Origin of the sequence: Marinobacter sp. R17, assembly GCF_003789045.1 — a bacterium.
Taxonomy (GTDB): domain Bacteria; phylum Pseudomonadota; class Gammaproteobacteria; order Pseudomonadales; family Oleiphilaceae; genus Marinobacter_A; species Marinobacter_A mangrovi.
Genome location: NZ_RHGZ01000015.1, coordinates 43,482 through 65,337, shown reverse-complemented (window position 1 = coordinate 65,337; position 21,856 = coordinate 43,482). Strand labels below are relative to the sequence as shown.

The following is a 21,856-nucleotide window of genomic DNA, read 5'->3' as shown; positions in this document are numbered from 1 at the left end:
CGGAACCTTCGCGTCGTCGGCCTGAACGGCGCGGACAACAACGATAAAAACGTGGCGCACAAGACGCCGCGACAAGGAAAGAATCATGACCGGACTGCAGCGTACAGCCCTGTGCTTGCCCCTGTTCGTCATCTCGCCCTACACGTTGGCTGACATCGAAGCACTCGACGACAAAAGCATGAGCCAGGTGACCGGCCAGTCGGGGGTGACCATCGAACTGGCCACCCGCATCGACCTGGATCGATTTTCCTACATCGACGAAGGCGCCCTGAGCATCTACGACCTGTCGCTGTCCGATATGGACGGCTCCGCCATGGACAACATGAAGCTGACCGTGGATGTGGCCGGCGACGGCGAAGTGCTGGAACACGGTTTCTCGGAAATCGCACGGCGCGCCAATGCGGGCCAACTGGACACCAGCAACCCGGATGTAGCCGACGCCCTCGCCAAGTACGCCGTTGGCGGCAGCTTCGGCAAGCAGTTCAATTCGGGCGATGCGGTGATTCACCTGGGCCCGGTCGACAGCGGCGACCCGACCTCCCTGGCCGATTACCTGCACTCGGTGGACTTCGCCCTGGACATCGGCTCGGTGAAAGCCGAAGGCCCGGTGGACAGCACGACGCTGTTCTCCAACATTCATCTGGAAGGCTATCTCGGGCCGACGGACATCGTCATCCGCAATGCCGGCGATGCGACCCACACGCTGGCCAACGGCGATACGGTGTCGGATTCGGAGCTGCAGCTGGACACCCACTTCGAGATCACCGACGGCTCCCTGGACTGGGATGTGGGCGACGTCATCCTGTTGTTCAACTTTGCCGGCGTGGGCATCGAGGGCCTGCAGATTCACAACCGCTGGGGTGAGGATACGGCCGGGCATTTCGGCATGGCCAGCGCCACCGCCAAGCTGTCCCAGGGCACCAGTGGCAGCAGCGGTCACGAAGGGCTATCGATCCACGACGTGGAGTTCCGCGCCGACATCGACATGCCCGTGTTCAAGGTGGGCGGCACCAGTATCGGCACCGTGCAGTTTGAGGATTTTGTGATCAGCAATACGAATATGATGGTTTATGGGCACTGAGACCCCGTATCGACTCCATGAAATGTAGCCGACGCTTCAGCTTCGGAGCAGGCCTGAGGCCTGCCGTGCTTCGTCTGGGGCACCTGCGGCGCCTCAGAAGGTAAAGCATCTGCTACATTTTCAGCGGAACACGTAGGTTGGGCTGACGCAGGAAGCCCAACAATGATCGGACATCGGACTTTGCCGTTAAGGCGAGAATGTTTGTAGCCTGGGTTTTCTAAAACCGACTTGGCGGCCACTGGATTGGATGAGATTGGCCATAAGCCGGGTTTGTTGGGCTTCCTGCGTCAGCCCAACCTACGCCCTGAGGCGCCGAAGGTGCCCCGGGTTGATCGTTGATCCCGGCAGGCCGCGGGCCTGCTCCGAAGCTGAAGCGTCGGCTACATTATTCAGGGATCTCTTGAAAACCCCGCCTCAATCCCGATTACTCAACCAGATAAACTGATACGGCTCCAATGTCACCGGCTTCATGCGGTCCTCGAACGACTCCCCGCTCACCAGATCCTTCCACTGATCCGTCACGATCAGGTTCAGTTCCGATAGATTGAATACCTGCGCCTGCCCGCTGATGTTATGGATGGCGAATATGCTCTGCCGGCGGTCGATGCTCTGCCGCCAGAAGGCGAACAGCCCATCGCCCAGGTGCAGGGTGTACTGGGTGGCGTTGGGGTGAAACGCGCCTTGCCGGGTGCGGATGGCCAGCAGGCGGCGCAGGGCCTTGAACACGTCCCGGTGGTGCGTGTCGCTTTCCAACAGCTTGTCCAGCTCGTCCGCATCCCACACGTGGCGGTTGATGGAGCGGTTCTGGCTGGTGTGTTCCACCCGGGCCTCGTCGTTCTCGGTGGCCAGCAGGCTGTGGATGTAGAACGCGGGCATGCCCTCCAGCGCCATCATGATGGCGTGGGCGCAGATAAAGCGGGCGAACTGCAGGCCGTCGTTCTCGCCAGACGTTTCGGTCCGGGCCATGGCGTTCCACAGGCTGATGTTGATTTCATAGGGCCGCACTTCGCCGGAGGCCCCCGTCCGCGCGGTGATGCGGGCACCGGACTGGACCAGGGTGTCGATCATCCGGTCCCGCTCTTCATCGGTCAGCAGCCCTTCCACCGGGCGCAGGCCGATGCCGTCGTGGGAGGCGATGAAATTGAGGTAGGCGGTGCCCTGCTGCGCCGGCGGCATGGTCATCAGCCAGTGCTTGAGGTGCTGGGCGTTCCCGCTGAGCATGGCGTGCAGCAGCAGCGGCGGCAGCGAGAAGTTATAGATCATGTGGGCTTCGTTGGCGTTGCCGAAGTAGGTCAGGTTCTCCTGGTTGGGGATGTTGGTCTCGGTGATGATCACCGCGTCCGGATCCCGGTGTTCCACCAGCAGGCGGATCAGTCGGATGACCTCGTGGGTCTCCGGCAGGTTGATGCACGGGGTGCCGATGGTTTTCCACAGGAAGGCCACCGCATCCAGTCGGAACCAGCGCATGCCGCGGTCCATGTAGAGCTTGATGATGCCGAGGAATTCCAGCAGCACATCCGGGTTGGCAAAATCCAAATCCACCTGGTCGTGGCTGAACGTGCACCACACGTGCCCTTCACCGCCGACCGTTTCCACCGCCCGCAAAAGCGGCGAGGTTCGGGGCCGGACCACGTCCGACAGGTCCTCGTCCGGCGACACTTCAACAAAGTAGCGCTTCCCGGGATCCCGGCCGGCCTTGTAGTTCTCGAACCAGAGGCTGCGGCTGGAGCAGTGGTTGATCACCAGATCCGTCATCACCTGAAAGCTGCGGGACAGCTCGGTGAGATCCTCCCACTGCCCCAGCGACGGATTCACCGTGGTGTAGTCCATCACCGCGAAGCCATCGTCCGAGCTGTACGGAAAGAACGGCAGCACGTGGACGGTCGAGATCATGCCGGCGAAATGGGCCCGGCAGAATTGCGTCAGGGTCTGCAGCGGCGCTTCCCCGTCCCGGCGCACCGAATCCCCGTAGGTGATCAGCATCGCCGTGCCGGGCCCCCAGTTGTTGCGATGGGGACCGGGCGTCGGGGCGTCCGGTGCCACGCCGAACACCTCGATACAGCGGGTCGCCAGGGCGTCGATATCCTCCGCCGGATACAGACACTGCAAGTGGGCCTGAACACGCTGCGCCAGCGAAGGTAGGGCCTCTGGGTCGTTCATGGGTGAGTCCTTCTGCTCATTCATCCTCAGGACCGTCGAGCGTTGCTCTTGGGAATGTGTTCCTCCAGATCTTTCTCGACGGCATCGTGCAGTTGGTCCATCACACCCGGGAAGGCGCTGGCCACCCGGTTCCAGCAGGAGATAAACGGGGCTTCCATCGGGTTTTCCAGGAAGTACACGCCGGCTTTCATGATGTTGCGGGCGAACAGCTCCACCGCCTGTTCTTCCTGGTGCACGTCGAACTTGAGGCCGTTGATCTCAGCGTCGTTGCGGTAGGTTTCCACGAAATCCAGGGCGATGCGGAAATAGGTCGCCTTGATGGTCCGGAACGACTCCTGGTTGAACACGATGCCGTTGGTGGCCAGCTTACGGAAGATCGCCTTGGAGATGTCGATGGACATCTTGGACAGGCCACCGCTATCGTCTTCCGGCGACAGGTTCTGGTGCTTGTGGTCGTAACAATCGGCGATGTCCACCTGGCACAGCCGGTTGGTGCTGTAGTTGCGTTTCATCTCGCTGAGCACCCCGATTTCCAGACCCCAGTCGCTGGGGATGCGGATATCGGTCATGACGTCCTTGCGGAAGGAAAACTCGCCGGACAGCGGATACCGGTAGCTGTCCAGGTAATCCAGGTAGTCGAGATTACCGAGTACCTTCTTGAGGGCCCGCAGCAGCGGTGTCACCAGCAGCCGGCTGACCCGGCCGTTGAGTTTGCCCTCGGCCACCCGGGCGTAGAAGCCCTTGCAGAATTCGTAGTTGAAGTTGGGGTTGGCGACCGGGTAGATCAGGCGTGCCAGCAGTTCCCGGTCGTAGGTGACGATGTCGCAGTCGTGCAGCGCAATGGATTCCGCGCGACCGGACGCAAGCACATACCCCATGCAGAACCAGACGTTGCGCCCCTTGCCCGGTTCGTTGGGTGCCAGCTCCTCGCCTTTGAGCTCCTTGTCGATCTGGCGCAGTCTTGGGCCGTCATTCCAAAGGACCCTGTGGCGCTGTGGCAGGGCCGAGAAGAATTCCAGCGCGTGGTGGTACTGCGCTTCATTAGCCCGGTCCAGGCCAATCACGATCTCGCTCAGATACGGCACCTGCTTGAGGTGTTCGAGGATCCGGGGCATGGCCTCGGTTTCCAGTTCCGAGTAGAGGCACGGAAGGATCAGCGCCATCGGCCGCACCTTCGAGAACTTCACCAACTCCGCTTCCAGATCCTCCAGTGGGCGACGTGACAGGTTGTGCAGCGTGGTCACAATGCCGTTCTGGTAGAAATCACCCATAGCCTTATCCTCTTTGTCGAGCGCCTTACTTGATGTTTTTTTCCGGCGCTGTTTGGAGCCTCTGGTTTTCTCGTGAGTTGCCTCTGCGCGTTTTGAAGGCTGTAGCTGCAAGGCGCAGTTCGCCGCCAATGGCCCTAGCCCTTGGCAAGAGCTGCAACGCCGCAGATGCGGCCTTCAGGGCGCGCCCTCCGGGATTTACAGAGGCGGCTCAGGAGGGAATCAGAGGCTCCCAATGCCCTCCTGCTCCAGTACGGAAGTCACCGCTTCCGCCCAGCCTTCGGGGCCACAGTGAGAGGTAATGCACACTTCGGGCCGATCCGGGATCTCTGGTGGTGCATGCACCGGGGAGCGCACCAGAAACGGGATGTCCGAGGCCGACAGCATGTCCACATCATTCTCGCTATCCCCCAGCGCCATGGAGGTTATGGCGTCTCCGAAGGCATTCTGGTAGACCGCCAGCAGCCAACTCATGGCCTGCCCTTTATCGCAGGCACCAATCACATGATGGAAACGGCCGCCGCGCACCAGGCGCAGATTGAGCGCGTCCAGCGCCTCGACGCACTCTTTTAGTGCATCTTCGGTATCCATCCACACCAGCGGCTCGCTGAACTCCCGCTGCGACGCCAGGATGGCCTGCTGGCGCTCCAGCCCTGTGCGCTCCATCAGCTCGTTGACACCCATATCGGACAGGCCGCGGAACCGGAAGCGGTGGCGCAGCGGCGCCAGGATCTCGAGAATTTCCGTACGGGGAATCGACAACAATTTGCAGTACAGGCCATCGGTGGGCCGGGCGTCGGGCGGCAGCGGCAACTCCGTGTCCCCCGGGAACCAGACGGCCGCGCCGTTCTCGACAATAAAGGGTTCGTGCAGGCCCAGTTTTTCCTGCAGCTGTTCGACTTCCGCCCGGGTCTTGCTGGTGTTGAAGACGCAGGGAACACCGGCCGCCTCGGCCGCTTCCCAGGCCGGACGCGCCGGCTCTGCGGTATAGGTATGGTGATCCAGCAGGGTGCCGTCGAGGTCGGTAAAGATAACCAGCCGTGACATGGCCTTTCTCCTCATAAACGCCCCGAGCCGTGGTGCCGGGACGTGATCTCATCCATTGATGATCGGTGTTTCCCACGGTGGTTCCCCACCGCCCCGAAGCGACCTATGCAAGGGGGACGCCAGAAGCCGGCCTGGTGCGCCTGACAGTTTTGTAACCTGCTGATTGTCAGCGCCATACCGGCTCAGGCGCCATCGGCGGATCCGCACCGGCCGGGGTTTCGTGATGGCGCACGCCGGTCGTTCCCGCCCGAATCCAGCACATGCTCCACATTTCTTGATGTCTCAGAGACTTGCCAGTGCCCCCTGCACTCGCAGTACACTTCCGCTGCACCCACACAGAGAGCCCTCATGGCCGAGTCCCGACAACAACCCGAAGGTTCCGGATGGCGTCTGGCCGGCTTCACGCTGCTGTTTCTTCTCTTCAGCATAGCCGGGACCTGGACCATCTATTCGCAGTTCGCCGAGCGCAATTTCCAGTTCGACGAGCGGCTGCTCAATCCCTGGTTCCTGGTCGGGGCGCTCCTTCTGTTGCTGGTTTATTGGCTGTCGGATGGTCTTCGGCTCTACTACACGCTGCGGGCCCTGGGGCACACGATTCCGTTCCGGCACATGGTGCGGCTGGTTTTCATCAATATCTTTTTCTCCAACGTCACCCCCATGGCCACCGGCGGCGGCGTGGCACAGATCTGGTACCTGCGGCGACACGGCGTCCGGCTGGGGACGGCCACCGCGGCGACCACCATCCGGACCGTGCTGGCGATCGCCTTCATCTTTACGGTCACGCCGGCCTGCCTGCTCTGGCTTGATGCGCTGCAGGGCCGCGCCATCATCGGCCGGGTTTCCGAGTTGCTGGCGGTGTTTATTGCCCTCTACCTGGGCTTTTTTGCGGTGGTGCTCTGGCGCACCCGCTGGCTGATCCTGCTGCTGACACAGGTACTGCAGGGCCTGCGACGGGCTCACCTGATCGGCCCGCGCCGGCACAAGCGCTGGCAGTTCCATATGAAGCGGGAGATGACCCGTTTCTCACGGGCGTTCAAGGTCTATCTCAGGGGGCCACGCCACTGTGTCGCGCTGTCGGTGCTGTTCACCCTGACGTTCCTGATCAGCCTGTTTTCATTTCCTGCCCTGCTGATGCTGACACTGGGGTACGATGTGGATTACCTGACGGTCCTGGGCCTGCTGTTCGTGACCACATTCGTGATGTATTTCGCCCCGACCCCCGGCGCCTCTGGCATTTCCGAGGGGGTTTTCGGTACCTTTTTCAGAACGCTGCTCAGTCCGGGCCACCTGGTGCTGGTGACCATTGCCTGGCGGTTCCTGACGATCTACCTGGGCATGATCATCGGACTGATCCTGATGCAGGTGGAGCTGTCGGCCGGACGCCGCCAGCGTCGGGAGGCGGATGCCGCGCTCACAAGGACCGGGGATGATCCAACGTAAACCGCTCAAGGCGCTGTTCTACCTCTGCCTGCTGACCGTCATTCTGGTGATCGGCTACAAGATCTATCTGGACTTTTTCGAGCCCAACTACGAAGGCGTCCACACCGACCAGATCGACCGGCTGCACCAGTCCCTGGATGGTCAGGACTCCTACAGCTTTGCGGTGGTGGGCAACATCAACAATTCGGTGGGGGTGTTCGAGCGCAAGATCATCCCGATGCTGAACGACGCCGACGTGGACTTCGTGATCTCCGCGGGCAACGCCGTGAGCAGCGGCGGTGAAGACAAATACCGAGCCATCTTCCGCACCCTCAGCCGGCTCCACGTGCCCTACCTGCTGACCTTCGGCGACAACGAATTCAGCAACTTCGGCAGCTTCCGCTTCTACGAACACTTCGGCCCCTATTTCTACTCGCTCCACACCGGCAACAGCCTGTTCGTGTTCCTCGACGCCACGGGCAAGACCTCCTGGCGCTGGCAGCTGCGCTGGCTGGATGACCTGTTCAAGCAGGACAAAAGCCAGCACCGCTTCGTGTTCATCGGTGAGCCGCTGCAAAAGACCAACCAGGACACGCTGTTCGACGACGAAGACGAATACCTGCAGAACAAGCCGTTCCGTGACGGGTTGGTCAAGCGCTTCCGGCAATACGATGTGGACGCCGTATTCTCCGCCAACCTGCCGCTGTATTCCGAGCAGCGCCACGGCCCGACCCGCTACATCATCACCGGCGGTGCCGGTGGGCTGGTGCTGAACAACGACACCAGCTTCTATCACTTCGTTCGTGTGGACGTGTCACCGGAGGGCATCAACACCACGCTGGAACGGCTGGACATCGGCCAGCACCCGATTTTCAAACAGCTGGAAAGCCTGTGGTTCTTTATCCACTCGCTGTTCTACGTGGGCTATGTCAATTTCATCCTGTTCCTGTGCATCCTGGGGCTGATCACCATCAAGCTCTACTCGCTGATTTTCGTGGACCGGGACTACTACCCGGACTTCGACCTGGATCCGTCCCCCTGGCGCGAGAAACACCTGCGCATCGTCATGTTCACCAACAACTACCTGCCGTTCATCGGTGGCGTGCCCCTGTCGATCGAGCGTCTGCGGCGGGGGCTGGAAGCCCTGAAGCACCCGGTCCGCATCGTGGCGCCCAGCTACCGCGACCAGAAACCGGATGAGGACCACGTACTGCGAGTGCCGTCGCTGGTGAGCATGGGGGCCCAGAGCGAGTTCCGGCTGGCGAACATTTTCCTGGGTCGAATCCGCCGGGAAGTGCGTGCCTTCAAGCCCGACCTGATTCACCTGCACCACCCCTTCTGGCTGGGCTCACTGGGCCTGTGGATGGCGCGGCGCCTGAAGGTGCCGGCGGTCTACACCTACCACACGCGGCTGGAGCACTACGCCCACTTCGTGCCGCTGCCCGGCAAGATCTTCCGGAACCTGATTTCCCACGCGCTGATCAAACGCTTCGCCAACAAGTGTGACGTGGTGATCGTGCCGACGTATTCGGCGGAGGAATACCTGCGCATGATCGGCGTGAAATCCCTCGCCTTCGTGCAACCCACCGGGATCGAGTTCGAGCGTTTCCAGCAGGTGTCTGATGAAGACGTCGCCAGGCTGCGCCGCAAACTGGACATTTACGACGACGAGCACGTGTTTGTCAGCGTCTCGCGCCTGTCCACCGAGAAGAACATCGACTTCATGATTGAGGCCATCGCCAGCCTGAAAGCGAAGAGTGAGCGCCCGTTCCGGTTCCTGATGATCGGCGACGGCCATGAGCGCCAGCGCCTGCAGCAGAAAATCGACGACCTGAAGCTCTCCGACACCTTCATTCTCGTGGGCGCCGTCCCGCCGGACGACATGCCGACCTACTACCAGTTGGGCGATACCTTCCTGTTCGCCTCGGTCTCGGAAACCCAGGGCATGGTGATCCTGGAGGCCATGGCCGCGGCAATGCCGGTGGTCGCAGTCCGTTCCAGCGGCATCGACGATGTGGTCCGGGATGACTACAACGGGTTCAAGACGCCCCGCAATCGGGAGAAATGGCGCCGCGCGGTGCAGCGCCTGATGGATGATCCGGAACTGCACCAACGCCTGTCCGAGAATGCCCTGGCCTTCGCCCGGGACTATTCCATCGATCACTTCGCCTACGACGTGGAAGGGATCTACGCCACGGTGCTGGCCGACTACCACAAACGCAAAGGCCGCTGATCGGCTGCAGGCCGGACCACGTATCAGTTCTCCATACGCAATCGTTGAAAGGGGCTGGCACATCATGAGCAAAATTCCCGTCGGTATCAGTACCTGCCTGCTGGGCAAAAACGTCCGCCACGACGGCGGTCACAAGCACTCTCGTTTCTGCACCGGCGTGCTGGCCCGCTACTTTGACTACCGACCGCTCTGCCCGGAACTGGAAGCCGGCCTGGGCGCGCCCCGCCCCGCCATTCAATTACGCCAGGACGGCGATGCCGTTCGTCTGATCGAATCGAAGGGGACCGAAGACCACACGGATGCCATGCAGGACTGGATCGGGAGCGCCCTGCCCGGCCTGGACGATCTTCGTGGCTATATCCTGATGGCCAAATCGCCCAGCTGCGGCATGGAACGCATCAAGGTGCACAACGACAAGGGCCGAACGATTCACCGGGACGGGCGTGGCCTGTTTGCGGAGGCGCTGATGGACGCCTATCCCCTGCTTCCCGTGGAAGAAGAAGGCCGGCTGCACGACAGCCACCTGCGGGAAAACTTCATTGAGCGGGTCTTTGCCTACGACGACTGGAAACGGATGGAGAGCGAAGGCTTTACTCGGGCCGGCCTGGTGGCGTTCCACACCCGCCACAAATTCCAGCTGATGGCCCATTGCGAGCCTTCTTACCGGGAACTCGGCCGGCTGATCGCTAACCAGAAGCAGGAACCTGTGGACGTGGTGGCCGGCCGTTACATCGAGCTGTTCATGAGCACCATGAAGAAGCACATCAGCCGGGGCGCCCACGCCAACGTCATGCAGCACATGATGGGCTTCCTGCGGGAGACGTTGAGCGCCAGTGACCGGGCCGAGATCAGCGAGCAGATCAACGCTTATCAGCGTTCGGAGGTTCCGCTGATCGTGCCCATGTCGTTACTGCGTATGGCCCATCGCCGCCAGCCCGGGGAATACCTGGACCGGCAGGAATACATGGCTCCTTACCCGGAGGAGCTGGGCCTGAGGAACACCATCTAGACGGTGATCAGAAGCCGTACAGGAGGGCGAGAGAGATTTCGGTATCGGTTTTTTCGGTACCCGGCGGCACTTCAGACTCGTGCTTGACGCGATAGCCGAGCTTCATGGACAGGTTGCCGACGACATTCGCCTGCAGTGCGGTTAAAGATTCCGACGTGGCCTTGCCATCCTGGACCCCCACTTCCGTGCTCAGCTCCTGGATAAACAGGGCGTTTTCAGACAGCGCGTAGTTGAAGGCTCCGGCGAAGCGCAGGATGGTCCCTTTTTCGGCATCGTTACCATTTTCGTCCGGTTCCTGGAGTAGATTGTAGCGATAACCGGCACCGGCCTTGAGCTCCAGAAACGATTTTTCACCCTGCTCCCAGACCCGGTTACCGTAACCGGTACTGGCAGAGGACTGGAAATCGTAGCCGGAAAACCGGTCATCCTCGTAGGCGCCCCGCAGGAACCAGAACTGCCTCTCATCAAACTTGTAGTTGGTTTCGGCCTGGGCGTTGTATTTCTCGGAGGTGGTTTCGTCTTCCCCGGTCTCATCGTCCTCGGCTTCTGCATAAACCGAGCGCAACTCCATGGTATTACGCCACTTCTCCACTTCGTGCTTGAGGGCGAGTCGGGCGTTGATATTGGTGGACTTACTGTTGCCCTCGGTGATCAGAACACCCAATTCACCCTCGCCTTTCCAGGGCACTCCGGCATCCTCCGCCAGGGCGACGGGCGATGCTGACGCCACGACCGTCGCCAGAAGAACCTGTTTACTCACTCGCATGCCAACTCCTTTCGTCACCTTTCATCGTACTTGATGGTTATGCACCAAACGTGCCTATGAAACACGATGGGGGACAGCCAGGAAAAGTCGATAGCCGAGACAGGCACACAATCAGGGCAGATCAGCCCTGCTCACCCTGACGGCTCTGCTCGGCCTGACGGGCACGCTCTGCACGCTTGGCGGCCTTGCGTTCGGCAATCACGGCGGCGGCTTCACCACCCACGTGGGACTCGCCGCGTTGACGGGCCAGACGGATCTGCTTCTCGCGCTCGGCAAACCGGGCGCGCTGCTCGGGCGTCAGGTCGCCAATGCACTGGTGGCAGCTGACGCCCTGCTCGTACTCGGGCCGGTCCTTGTCCGCATCGGTAATGGGACGCCGGCAGGCGTGGCACTGATCGTAGCCGCCCCGCTCGAGTTTGTGGTTAACGGTCACACGGTCGTCAAACACAAAACACTCGCCTTCCCAGAGGCTGTCCTCTTCAGGTACGTCTTCCAGGTACTTCAGGATGCCTCCCTTGAGGTGATAGACCTCATCGAAGCCCTGCTCCTTCAGGAACGCGGTGGACTTTTCGCAGCGGATACCGCCGGTGCAGAACATGGCGACCTTGCGGTGTTTCTGCGGGTCCAGGTTCTGGGCCACGTATTCCGGGAATTCCCGGAAGGTGTCGGTGGTCGGGTTGACGGCATTGCGGAAGGTGCCGACTTCCACTTCGTACTGGTTGCGGGTGTCGACCAGCACGACCTCAGGGTCGGAAATCAGTGCATTCCATTCCTTGGGGTCGACGTAGGTACCGACGGTACGGCGGGGATCGATATCTTCCACGCCCATGGTGACGATCTCTTTCTTGAGCTTCACCTTGGTGCGTTTAAAGGGTTGGATATCGACGAAGGATTCCTTGAAATCGACACCATCGAAACGGCTGTCTTCAGCCAGCCAGTCCTTGACCGCATCGATACCGGCGCGGGAACCGGCGATGGTGCCATTGATGCCTTCGCAGGCCAGCAGCAGGGTACCGCGAACATCGTGGGTATTGAGCAGCGTCAGCAGGGGATCGCGCAGACGCTCATAATCTTCCAGCGCGGTGAATTTATACAACGCGCAGACAACAACATCGTTCATTTTCTTCTCCTGCGGGCCGGACCGTAAATCCGGAGCATGGGTTAACAGAGGGCGAATTCTAACCAATGCACACAGGAGAAAGAAGAGTCTTGCGGAAGACACCGATGTATCACGGTGCCTTCACGGCAGAGATCAGAACTTGAACTGACCACCAAGGGAGAGGCCGGCAATTTCAACGCCGTCTTTATCGTAGTACTGCATGTACTCGATATTGGCCGCAACGTTGTCGGTGATATTCAGGTTGATACCGGCACCGTATGAGACATCTGATCCGGAATCCGAGTTAGAGGCGCTGTAATAGCCGTCAGAGGCACTCACTTCCAGTTCCGCACGTGTAAAACCCGCGATTACGTATGGGTAAATCAAGGTTCCGGTGGGAATCCCCGCTCTCAGATAGCCGCCGAACAGGTTCTTGAGCTCGAGACTCGCATCCACTCCGTAAATGGTCGTGGAATCGTCGGTCACACCCGAGCCAACACGAAGTTCGCCAGCAAGGTAGGGATTGATCTGCGCACCCAGTTGAACATAGATGGCGCCCAGATCCAGAGTATCGTCAACGCCGTCTTCTTCATATTGAGCCGCCAGGTAATTCAGGCCCAGATAGGCCTTGGGCTGGGCGTCATCAGCCAGCACGTGTCCAGAGAAGAGAACACTTGCCAGCACAGCGATAGCGCTTTTTTTCATGACTGATCCTTATCGTTGAATACCTTATGTATCGTTTCATGCCCCACTCTTAACGGTACGGGTCACGAAATCGCGGTTATGGTATTCAAGGCGACGGGAACTCGCCAGCCAACAAGCGTCATAGAACGTAAAAGCTGTCGGTCCAAACCACAGAATGTAGTGCCACAGATATAGTCTCCGGGGGCGCTGCCAGTCGGAAACGACTACGGCTGCCCGGACAGTTCCCGCTTAATCACCGCATCCAGCTGCGCCCAGCCCGGGCGGGTCAGGCGGATGTTGTTCACGTAGACGGTCGGTGTGCTGGCCACTTTCATTTTCTGGGAGACGCCGACGCTCTGGTTGATCACATCCCGGTGCAGGTCGGTTTCGATGCAGCGGGACAGGCGACGGCTGTCGAGCCCCAGCTCATCGGCATAGCGGGTGAAGGCGGGCACCGGATCGGACAGGCCCTCCCAGTCGAACTGGCTGTCATAGAGTTTGTCCTGCATCGGCCAGAACGCCTGTTGGTCGGCGGCACAGCGGGCAGCCAGGGCCGCGGGCATGGCGTTCTTGTGCTGGCGCAGGGGCAGGTCGAAAAACACCAGGCGCACCTTGCCCTCTTTCACGTAGGTGTCGCGAAGCTTCTCCGAGGCCGGTGCAAATCGGGCGCAGGCCGGACACTGGTAGTCGGCAAATTCGCGCACCACAATGGGCGCATCGGCTGCACCGATGGAGACGCCGACGGCATCATACGTGGACGGGAAAGGTCGATTGCTGGTCGCCACGGGCAGCTCGTCAGAGCCCGCCCCCGGTGGTTGCGTGACCCACCACAACAACGCCATCAGGACGAGAACCCCGACAGCGGCAGCCGCGCCAAACAACAACGTGCGATGGTGCTTGCGCTCCGAAACAGGACTGCGCTTCCCTGTGGCCTGACGCCGTTTTGCCTCACCCATTTTTCTTGTCTCCTTATTCGGGTTCCTATCCCGTGTCTTCCGCTGGAAACCAGCTTACACCACCGGCTATCCGCTACAATAGACGACCGGCACAGGTTGGGGTAACGTCCCCTTCTGACCTGCGCCACAAGCATAATAAGAGGATCGCCCCGTGCCCATACCTGCCACGCTGAAAGATCAGCTCAGCCTGCCCCTGATCGCCGCACCCATGTTCCTCATCTCCGGACCGGAGCTGGCACTGGCATGCTGCCGCCAGGGCATTGTGGGCAGTTTCCCGGCCCTCAACCAACGGTCCAGCAAGGGCTTCGAGGATTGGCTGATCCAGATGAACAACACACTCTCAGGGCTGCGTGAGGCCGAGCCTAACCGCGTCGTCGCTCCTTATGCCGTAAACCTGATCGTGCATCGCACCAACCCACGCTGGGAAGCCGACCTGGCCCTGTGCAAGCAGCATCGGGTACCGATCGTGATTACCTCCCTCGGTGCCGCCAGCCATGTGGTGGATACGGTACACAGCTACGGCGGGCTGGTGTTCCACGACGTCACCAACCAGAAGCATGCCAGGAAAGCCGCCGAGGCCGGTGTCGATGGCATTATCGCGGTATCCGCAGGAGCCGGTGGCCATGCCGGGACCACCAATCCAATGGTTCTGGTCAAGGAAATCCGGGACGTGTTCGACGGCACCATCCTGCTGGCCGGTTGCCTGTCGCGCGGTGAAGATCTGCTGGCCGCCCAGGCCATGGGCGCCGATCTGGGTTACATGGGCACCCGCTTTATCAATACCGGCGAATCCCGGGCGGATCAGGCCTATCAGGAAATGATTCTGGAGGCGGTTTCCGGCGACATCATCCATACGCCGGCGGTCTCCGGCATTCCAGCCAACTTCATGCGCCAGAGCCTGGAAGCGGCCGGCTATCCCATGGACAGGCTCAACCAGCCCGGCGCCATCGATTACGGCGAGAAGCTCAAGCCCGTGGACGACGAGGCCAGGGCCTGGAAAACGGTCTGGTCCGCCGGCCAGGGCGTGAGTGCCATTCACGATGTGCTGACAGTCGAAGAACTGATTGGCCGTCTCCGCGGCGAGTACCGGGACGCCATGACGCAGCTCAGCGCCCGGTACTTCAGCGCCTGATGGGTCAGTCTTCCATAAACTGACGCAGCTGCTGGTTCAGCCGGGCCACCTCCCGGCGCAGCTGCTCGACATCGTCCAGCAAATCCAGGGACATGGCCAGGCCCGGCACGTTCAGTTTCAGGTCCCGTTGCAGGCGTTGGGCCTTGCGCAGGCGGGCCAGCGCCATGGCATCGAACGCCCAGGTGCTGGCCGGACCTTCGTCGATAGGCGCAATCACCCCGTAATTCACCAGCTTGACCACAAACTCCGCATGCACATCGCTGCGCTCGCACACTTCCCGCAGCGTAAACCGGGTGCGCTGGTCGAGTATTTCCACCTGATAGCTTGTTTCGGTCTTCACAATCGATGCTCCGTTACACTTTCAGATGGGCGCGGGGATTGAATCCCTTCTCCGCCTCAGCCAGTTGCTTGTATAGGGCTTCGCTGTCGTCGGTGTGCTTGTGCGGCACAGCGATCTGCAGCACCACGATCTGGTCGCCGGCCGTCTTGCCGGGCAGCCCCTTGCCTTTCAGACGCAGCTTCTTACCCGCGGTGGCGCCCTTGGGCACTTTGACCTTCACCTTGCCGCCGAGTGTCGGCACCGTGACCTCCGCTCCCAGCGCCGCCTCCCAGGGTGTCACCGGGAGCTTCATGATCAGGTCACGCCCTTCGACGGTAAAGACCGGGTGAGGCGCCAGCTCCACCTCAATGAACAGGTCACCCGGCTCGCCGCCGCCAAATCCCGGAGCCCCCTGGCCTTTCAAGCGAATGTGCTGACCCTGGGACATGCCCGCGGGAATTTTCACCTTCAAGGTCTTGTTGCGCCGCAACGGCATGCCTTGACTGTCGGACTCGGTGACGTCGAAGCTCACCTGCTTTTCGCAGCCGTTGTAGGCTTCTTCCAGGAACAGGGCGAGCCTGGCATGCACGTCCTCGCCGCGCATGCGCATGTTCTGACGGAATCCGCCAAAGCCGCCATGACGACCGCCGCCGCCAAAGATGGACTCAAAGAAATCGCTGAACTGGCCGGCATCGGCTTCGGTGTAACCGCCACCGCCAAAGCGGGACGAGCTCTGCCAGCCGGGCGGCGGTTCGAAATGATCGCCGCGGCCGGCGCCGTATTTGCGCAGCTGGTCGTATTCCTCGCGCTTCTCCGGATCCTTCAGCACCTCGTAGGCTTCGCCGACGTCCTTGAACTTGTCCTCGGCCTTGTCCTCTTTGCTGATGTCGGGATGATACTTGCGCGCCAGCTTGCGGTAGGCCTTCTTGATCTCATCGGGCGACGCGTCTTCTTTGACGCCCAATGTCGCGTAGTAGTCCTTGAATTCCATACTGGATTCGCACCCTCCGGATGAGTCTGCGCTTACCTCATGCAAGCGTAGTCGATTTGTTTATTGATCAATAATTGTTCCGAATCAGCGGAATACAAGTATCCGGTGATGAGGGCTTGTTCGCATAGGGGGCGGGATTGATGCGGGTCAATGAATCAGCAAAGAAAAAGCCCCGGGGCCGTGAAGCGCCCGGGGCTTTCAATCATCGCAACAGGAGGATCAATTCACCTTCGGATCCAGCTCACCGCGCTCGTAGCGCCCGAACATCTCTTCCAGGTTGATCGCCTTGATCTTGCTGGCGTTGCCGGCAGTGCCGAAGGCTTCGTAGCGGGCCATGCAGATTTCGCTCATGGCCTTCACGGATTCCTTCAGGTATTTGCGCGGGTCGAACTCGGCGGTGTTCTGGGCCAGGAAGCGACGGATCGCACCGGTGGACGCCAGACGCAGGTCGGTGTCGATGTTGACCTTGCGCACGCCGTGCTTGATGCCTTCAACGATTTCCTCAACCGGCACACCATAGGTCTCCGGGATCTCGCCGCCGAACTCGTTGATGATCTGCAGCCAGTCCTGGGGCACGGAGCTGGAGCCGTGCATGACCAGGTGCGTGTCCGGGATGCGGGCGTGGATCTTCTTGATCTGGTCGATCGCCAGGATGTCGCCGGTGGGCGGACGGGTGAACTTGTAGGCGCCGTGGCTGGTGCCGATGGCGATGGCCAGGGCGTCCACGTGGGTCTTCTTGACGAAGTCGGCGGCTTCTTCCGGGTCGGTCAGCATCTGGCTGTGATCCAGGGTGCCTTCCGCGCCGATGCCGTCTTCCTCACCGGCCTGACCGGTTTCCAGGGAGCCCAGGCAACCCAGCTCGCCTTCCACGGACACGCCACAGGCGTGGGCCATTTCCACGGTACGACGGGTGACGTCGACGTTGTACTCGTAGTCGGTCGGGGTCTTGCCGTCTTCACCGAGGGAGCCGTCCATCATCACGGAGCTGAAACCCAGCTGGATGGAGCGCTGGCATACGGACGGGCTGGTGCCGTGATCCTGGTGCATGACCACCGGGATGTGCGGGAATTCTTCCACCGCCGCCAGAATCAGGTGGCGCAGGAACGGTGCACCGGCGTACTTACGTGCACCGGCAGAGGCCTGGACGATGACCGGGGAATCGGTCTTGTCGGCCGCTTCCATGATGGCGCGCATCTGTTCCAGGTTGTTAACGTTGAAAGCCGGCACGCCGTAGCCGTACTCGGCGGCGTGGTCCAGCAGCTGGCGCATTGAAATCAGGGCCATTGGATAAATCTCCTCGAAGAATTGATTCGGATTACGCGCCGCGCTCTTCCAACACCGCGACGGCGGGCAGGGTTTTGCCTTCCACGAACTCCAGGAAGGCGCCACCGCCCGTCGATATATAGGAAATCTTGTCACTCACGCCGTACTTGTCAACGGCCGCCACGGTGTCGCCGCCGCCGGCCAGTGAGAAGGCGTCGCTCTGGGCAATGGCGTTGGCCAGGGCCTTGGTGCCCTCACCGAACTGGTCGAATTCGAACACGCCGACCGGACCGTTCCAGAGAATCGTGTTGGCGGACTTCAGCAGCTCCGCAAAGTGCGCCGCCGTTTTCGGGCCGACGTCCAGGATCATGTCGCCTTCACCCACCTCGTCGATGGACTTGATGGTGGCTTTAGCGTCTTCAGCAAACTCACCGGCGACAACCACATCTTCCGGCAGCGGAATCTTCACGCGGCTGGCGATGTCCTTGGCGGTGTCGATCAGATCGTGCTCGCACAGCGACTTGCCCACCGGATGACCGGCCGCAGCCAGGAAGGTATTGGCGATGCCGCCGCCAACGATGATCTGGTCGCAGATTTTGGACAGGGCGTTCAGCACGTCCAGCTTGGTGGACACTTTAGAGCCGCCCACAATCGCTACAACCGGGGCTTTCGGGGTTTCCAGCGCCTTGGTCAGCGCGTCAAGCTCGGCCGCCAGCAGTGGGCCGGCACACGCCTCCGGGGCGAATTTGGCGACGCCGTGGGTCGACGCCTGGGCCCGATGAGCCGTACCGAACGCGTCCATCACGTAGACGTCGCACAGGGCCGCGTACTTTTGGGCCAGGGCTTCGTCGTCTTTCTTTTCGCCCTTGTTGAAACGGACGTTCTCGAACAGGACCACTTCGCCGTCCGCAACCTCAACGCCGTCCAGGTAGTCCTTGATCAGGCGCACCGGCTGGCCCAGCAAGCCGCCCAGGTGCTCCGCAACCGGTTTCATGGACGACGCCTCGTCATAGACGCCTTCTTCCGGCCGACCCAGGTGGGACATCAGCATGACTTTGGCACCGGCTTCCAGTGCCGCCTTGATGGTCGGCAGGGACGCGCGGATACGGGCATCGCTGCTCACCTTGCCGTCCTTAACCGGGACGTTCAGGTCTTCACGGATCAGGACGCGTTTTCCGGCGAGATCCAGCTCGGTCATTTTCTTGATCGTCATGAAACTTTCCTTTTTTCAAAGCGTTGATAAAGGCGTCAAAACGTTTTTAGTGGTTATCGGGATTCGACGAAGCGGGACAGCCAGCTGCGACTGACGTCCAGCATGCGGTTGGCAAACCCCCATTCGTTATCGAACCAGCACAGAACCTTCACCATGCGACCGCCGCTGACCCGGGTCTGGCCGCCGTCGACAATGACGGAGCGCGGGTCATGGTTGAAATCGGCGCTGGCCAGGGGCTCGTCGGTGTAGCCGACAATGCCGTCCAGAGAGCCTTTTGCGGCCTCCCGGATGATCCGGTTCACGGTCGCCACATCGGTGTTTTCGGAGACGTTCACGGTCATGTCGATGGCGGACACGTTCAGGGTCGGTACCCGCATCGCTACCGCACTGAAGCGGTCTTTCATCTTGGGCAGCAAGCGCTCAATGCCGCGCGCCAGACCGGTATCCACCGGCACGATGTTGTGCAGGGCACTGCGGGTGCGCCGCAGGTCGTTGTGGTGGTAGGCGTCGATCACCGGCTGGTCGTTCATGGCCGCGTGGATGGTGGTGATGGCCCCCTGCTCCACCCCGAACGCGTCATCCAGCGCCTTGATCACCGGCACCACGCAATTGGTCGTGCAGGAGGCGTTGGAGACGATGCGGTCGTCCGAGGTCAGGTCCTGCTCGTTGATGCCATACACCACCGTCCGGTCCACATCGGGTTCCGCCGGCTGGGAAAACAGCAATCGCGGGGCACCGGCGTCCAGGTGATGCTGGGCCGTCGCGCGATCGCTGAACGCCCCGGTGCATTCGAGCACCAGGTCCACGTCCAATGACGACCAGGGCAACTCCGCCGGATGGCTGGCCCGCAGGACCTGGATCTCGTCGCCGTTGACCACCAGACCGGTGCCGTTGCTGTTAACGTCCCCGCGGAATCGGCCGTGGGTCGAGTCGTAGCGGGTCAGGTGGGCAATGGTTTCGAGATCGGACAGTTCATTAATGGCGACCACCTGCAGCGCATCGCGATAGTCGTTCTCATAAAGGGCCCGCAGAACACACTGACCGATGCGGCCGTAGCCATTAATTGCCAGACGATATGCCATGACGTAGTGGCGTCTCCCGGATGAAAAAATACAGTCGAAGGGCAACCCAACGACTGTATTTTACTTGAATCGTAACGATGATTTTTAACTGAATCGTGACGACTTAGTTATCCAGCAGGTCCTGGGCCACGGCGACCACGTTGTCGACCGTGAATCCGAAGAACTTGAACAGGTCACCGGCCGGTGCGGACTCGCCAAAGCTGCTCATGCCAACGATGCGACCGTCCAGGCCGACGTACTTGTACCAGTAGTCCTCAGCCGCCGCCTCGATGGCGATGCGGTTGGTGACATCCAGCGGCAGTACCTGCTGCTTGTACTTGGCATCCTGGGCTTCGAACACTTCGGCGGACGGCATGGACACGACGCGGACTTTCTGGCCCTGCTCACGCAGTTGCGCCGCGGCGTCCTGGGCCAGGCCAACTTCGGAGCCGGTGGCGATCAGGATCAGGTCCGGCGTGCCGTCACTGTCGGACAGGACGTAGGCGCCCTTGGCGATATCCGCCACCTGCGCCGCGGTACGATCCTGATGCGGCAGCCCCTGGCGGGAGAAGACCAGCGAGGACGGACCGTCGTTGCGCTCCAGCGCGGCTTTCCAGGCCACCGCGGATTCAACCGCATCGGCAGGACGCCAGACGTGCATGTTCGGAGTGACCCGCAGCGTCGCCAGTTGTTCGATCGGCTGGTGGGTCGGGCCGTCTTCGCCCAGACCGATGGAATCGTGGGTAAACACGAAGATGGAACGCTGCTTCATCAGCGCCGCCATGCGCACGGCATTGCGACAGTATTCCATGAAGATCAGGAAGGTCGCGCCGTAGGGTACGAAGCCGCCGTGCAGGGCGATGCCGTTCATGATGGCGGCCATGCCAAACTCGCGCACCCCGTAATAGAGGTAGTTGCCGCTGGCGTCTTCCTTGTTGATGCCTTTGCTGCCGTTCCAGATGGTCAGGTTGGAGCCGGCCAGGTCGGCGGAGCCGCCCAGCAGTTCCGGCAGCATCGGGCCGAACGCGTTCAGGGTATTCTGCGAGGCTTTACGGCTGGCCACGGTTTCGCCCTTGGCCTGCAGCTCGTTGATGTAGGCGTCCGCCTTCTCGGAGAAGTCCGCCGGCAGATCGCCTTTCACGCGGCGTTCGAATTCGGCGGCCAGCTCCGGGTGCGCGCTCTTGTAGGCGGCGAAGGTTTCGTTCCAGCTCTTCTGGGCTGCGGCGCCCTTTTCGCGAGCGTCCCAGGCGGCGTAGATGTCGTCCGGGATCTCGAACGCCGGGTGGTTCCAGCCCAGGTTCTCGCGGGTGGCGACGATTTCGTCTTCACCCAGAGCGGCGCCGTGGCAGCTCTCGGTGCCCTGCTTGTTGGGTGCGCCGAAGCCGATGATGGTCTTGCAGCAGATCAGCGTGGGCTGATCGGTGTTGGCACGGGCCTCTTCGATGGCGCGCCGGACTTCCTCGGCGTTGTGGCCGTCGACGTCCGGAATCACCTGCCAGCCGTAGGCATTGAAGCGCTTGGGCGTGTCGTCGGTGAACCAGCCGTCCACTTCACCGTCGATGGAGATACCGTTGTCGTCATAGAACATGATCAGCTTGCCCAGGCCCAGCGTACCGGCCAGCGAGCAGACTTCGTGGGAGATGCCTTCCATCAGGCAGCCGTCGCCCAGGAACGCGTAGGTGTAGTGATCGACGATGTTGTGGCCGTCACGGTTGAACTGGGCGGCCAGCGCCTTTTCCGCAACAGCGAAACCGACCGCGTTGGCAATGCCCTGGCCCAGCGGCCCCGTGGTGGTTTCAACGCCCGGCGTGTAGCCGTATTCCGGGTGCCCCGGCGTCTTGCTGTGCAGTTGGCGGAAGTTCTTCAGGTCGTCGATGGAAAGATCGTAGCCGCTCAGGTGCAACAGGGAGTACTGCAGCATGGAGCCGTGGCCGTTGGACAGAACGAAGCGGTCCCGGTTGGCCCAGTGCGGGTCGGTCGGGTTATGGCTCAGGTAATCGTTCCAGAGCACTTCGGCAATATCTGCCATGCCCATGGGGGCACCGGGGTGGCCGGATTTGGCCTTCTGGACCGCATCCATGCTGAGTGCGCGGATGGCGTTGGCAAGATCTTTACGGGACGGCATTCAGTTATCTCCAGGGTATACAACGGCTTT

At 61.1% G+C, this 21,856-nt stretch carries 18 protein-coding genes; 5 read left to right on the top strand and 13 right to left on the bottom strand.

Features of this window, described 5'->3' with window-relative positions:
• The first annotated feature begins 85 nt into the window (after nt 1–85).
• A complete protein-coding gene (locus EB809_RS12110) occupies nt 86–1,081 on the top strand; it encodes a DUF6160 family protein (RefSeq protein WP_223807936.1) in 996 nt (331 codons plus the stop codon).
• Between the two features lie 414 nt (nt 1,082–1,495).
• Here the strand turns inward: EB809_RS12110 and EB809_RS12105 are convergent, their stop codons facing one another.
• The 3 genes from EB809_RS12105 to EB809_RS12095 form a co-directional block, all read right to left on the bottom strand.
• Nucleotides 1,496–3,241 (bottom strand): alpha-amylase family glycosyl hydrolase, encoded by a 1,746-nt coding sequence (locus EB809_RS12105; protein ID WP_123635083.1) that lies wholly within the window; start codon nt 3,239–3,241, stop codon nt 1,496–1,498.
• Nucleotides 3,242–3,267: 26 nt separating this feature from the next.
• Entirely contained in the window at nt 3,268–4,512 is a 1,245-nt protein-coding gene (locus tag EB809_RS12100) for a glycosyl transferase (RefSeq protein ID WP_123635082.1), read from the bottom strand.
• 219 nt (nt 4,513–4,731) lie between these two features.
• Nucleotides 4,732–5,556, bottom strand: coding sequence for an HAD-IIB family hydrolase (locus tag EB809_RS12095; protein WP_123635081.1), 825 nt, complete (start codon nt 5,554–5,556; stop codon nt 4,732–4,734).
• A gap of 348 nt (nt 5,557–5,904) precedes the next feature.
• Between EB809_RS12095 and EB809_RS12090 the strand changes: the two genes are divergently transcribed.
• The 3 genes from EB809_RS12090 to EB809_RS12080 all read left to right on the top strand — a co-directional run bounded on the left by EB809_RS12090 (nt 5,905) and on the right by EB809_RS12080 (nt 10,217).
• On the top strand, nt 5,905–6,996 hold the full coding sequence (locus EB809_RS12090) for a YbhN family protein (protein ID WP_123635080.1): 1,092 nt from the start codon (nt 5,905–5,907) through the stop codon (nt 6,994–6,996).
• Complete coding sequence (locus EB809_RS12085; RefSeq protein WP_123635079.1) at nt 6,983–9,208, top strand: glycosyltransferase; 2,226 nt, start codon at nt 6,983–6,985, stop codon at nt 9,206–9,208. The genes EB809_RS12090 and EB809_RS12085 overlap by 14 nt, the downstream gene beginning before the upstream one ends.
• A gap of 64 nt (nt 9,209–9,272) precedes the next feature.
• The gene (locus tag EB809_RS12080; RefSeq protein WP_123635078.1) at nt 9,273–10,217 is read left to right on the top strand and encodes a YbgA family protein; all 945 of its coding nucleotides are present in this window, start codon (nt 9,273–9,275) and stop codon (nt 10,215–10,217) included.
• A 7-nt stretch (nt 10,218–10,224) separates the two neighbouring features.
• On the opposite strand, the gene EB809_RS12075 is transcribed toward EB809_RS12080, so the two are convergent.
• The 4 genes from EB809_RS12075 to EB809_RS12060 all read right to left on the bottom strand — a co-directional run bounded on the left by EB809_RS12075 (nt 10,225) and on the right by EB809_RS12060 (nt 13,722).
• The gene (locus tag EB809_RS12075) at nt 10,225–10,983 is read right to left on the bottom strand and encodes a YdiY family protein (RefSeq protein WP_123635077.1); all 759 of its coding nucleotides are present in this window, start codon (nt 10,981–10,983) and stop codon (nt 10,225–10,227) included.
• A gap of 121 nt (nt 10,984–11,104) precedes the next feature.
• Nucleotides 11,105–12,103, bottom strand: coding sequence for a rhodanese-related sulfurtransferase (locus EB809_RS12070; RefSeq protein ID WP_123635076.1), 999 nt, complete (start codon nt 12,101–12,103; stop codon nt 11,105–11,107).
• Nucleotides 12,104–12,235: 132 nt separating this feature from the next.
• Nucleotides 12,236–12,787, bottom strand: a complete 552-nt coding sequence (locus tag EB809_RS12065; protein ID WP_123635075.1) for a porin family protein — start codon at nt 12,785–12,787, stop codon at nt 12,236–12,238.
• 203 nt (nt 12,788–12,990) lie between these two features.
• The gene (locus tag EB809_RS12060; protein ID WP_123635074.1) at nt 12,991–13,722 is read right to left on the bottom strand and encodes a DsbA family protein; all 732 of its coding nucleotides are present in this window, start codon (nt 13,720–13,722) and stop codon (nt 12,991–12,993) included.
• A 151-nt stretch (nt 13,723–13,873) separates the two neighbouring features.
• Here EB809_RS12060 and EB809_RS12055 point away from each other — a divergent pair, with 151 nt between their 5' ends.
• Nucleotides 13,874–14,854, top strand: coding sequence for an NAD(P)H-dependent flavin oxidoreductase (locus tag EB809_RS12055; protein ID WP_123635073.1), 981 nt, complete (start codon nt 13,874–13,876; stop codon nt 14,852–14,854).
• Between the two features lie 4 nt (nt 14,855–14,858).
• On the opposite strand, the gene EB809_RS12050 is transcribed toward EB809_RS12055, so the two are convergent.
• From EB809_RS12050 to tkt, 6 genes are all read right to left on the bottom strand, one after another.
• Nucleotides 14,859–15,197, bottom strand: coding sequence for a chaperone modulator CbpM (locus EB809_RS12050; RefSeq protein WP_123635072.1), 339 nt, complete (start codon nt 15,195–15,197; stop codon nt 14,859–14,861).
• A 10-nt stretch (nt 15,198–15,207) separates the two neighbouring features.
• Nucleotides 15,208–16,164, bottom strand: a complete 957-nt coding sequence (locus EB809_RS12045) for a DnaJ C-terminal domain-containing protein (protein ID WP_123635071.1) — start codon at nt 16,162–16,164, stop codon at nt 15,208–15,210.
• Between the two features lie 219 nt (nt 16,165–16,383).
• A complete protein-coding gene (fba, locus tag EB809_RS12040; RefSeq protein ID WP_123635070.1) occupies nt 16,384–17,448 on the bottom strand; it encodes a class II fructose-bisphosphate aldolase in 1,065 nt (354 codons plus the stop codon).
• Between the two features lie 31 nt (nt 17,449–17,479).
• A complete protein-coding gene (locus EB809_RS12035) occupies nt 17,480–18,640 on the bottom strand; it encodes a phosphoglycerate kinase (protein ID WP_123635069.1) in 1,161 nt (386 codons plus the stop codon).
• Nucleotides 18,641–18,693: 53 nt separating this feature from the next.
• Nucleotides 18,694–19,722, bottom strand: coding sequence for a type I glyceraldehyde-3-phosphate dehydrogenase (gene gap, locus EB809_RS12030; protein ID WP_123635068.1), 1,029 nt, complete (start codon nt 19,720–19,722; stop codon nt 18,694–18,696).
• Between the two features lie 103 nt (nt 19,723–19,825).
• Complete coding sequence (tkt, locus tag EB809_RS12025; RefSeq protein WP_123635067.1) at nt 19,826–21,826, bottom strand: transketolase; 2,001 nt, start codon at nt 21,824–21,826, stop codon at nt 19,826–19,828.
• Between the last annotated feature and the right edge of the window lie 30 nt (nt 21,827–21,856).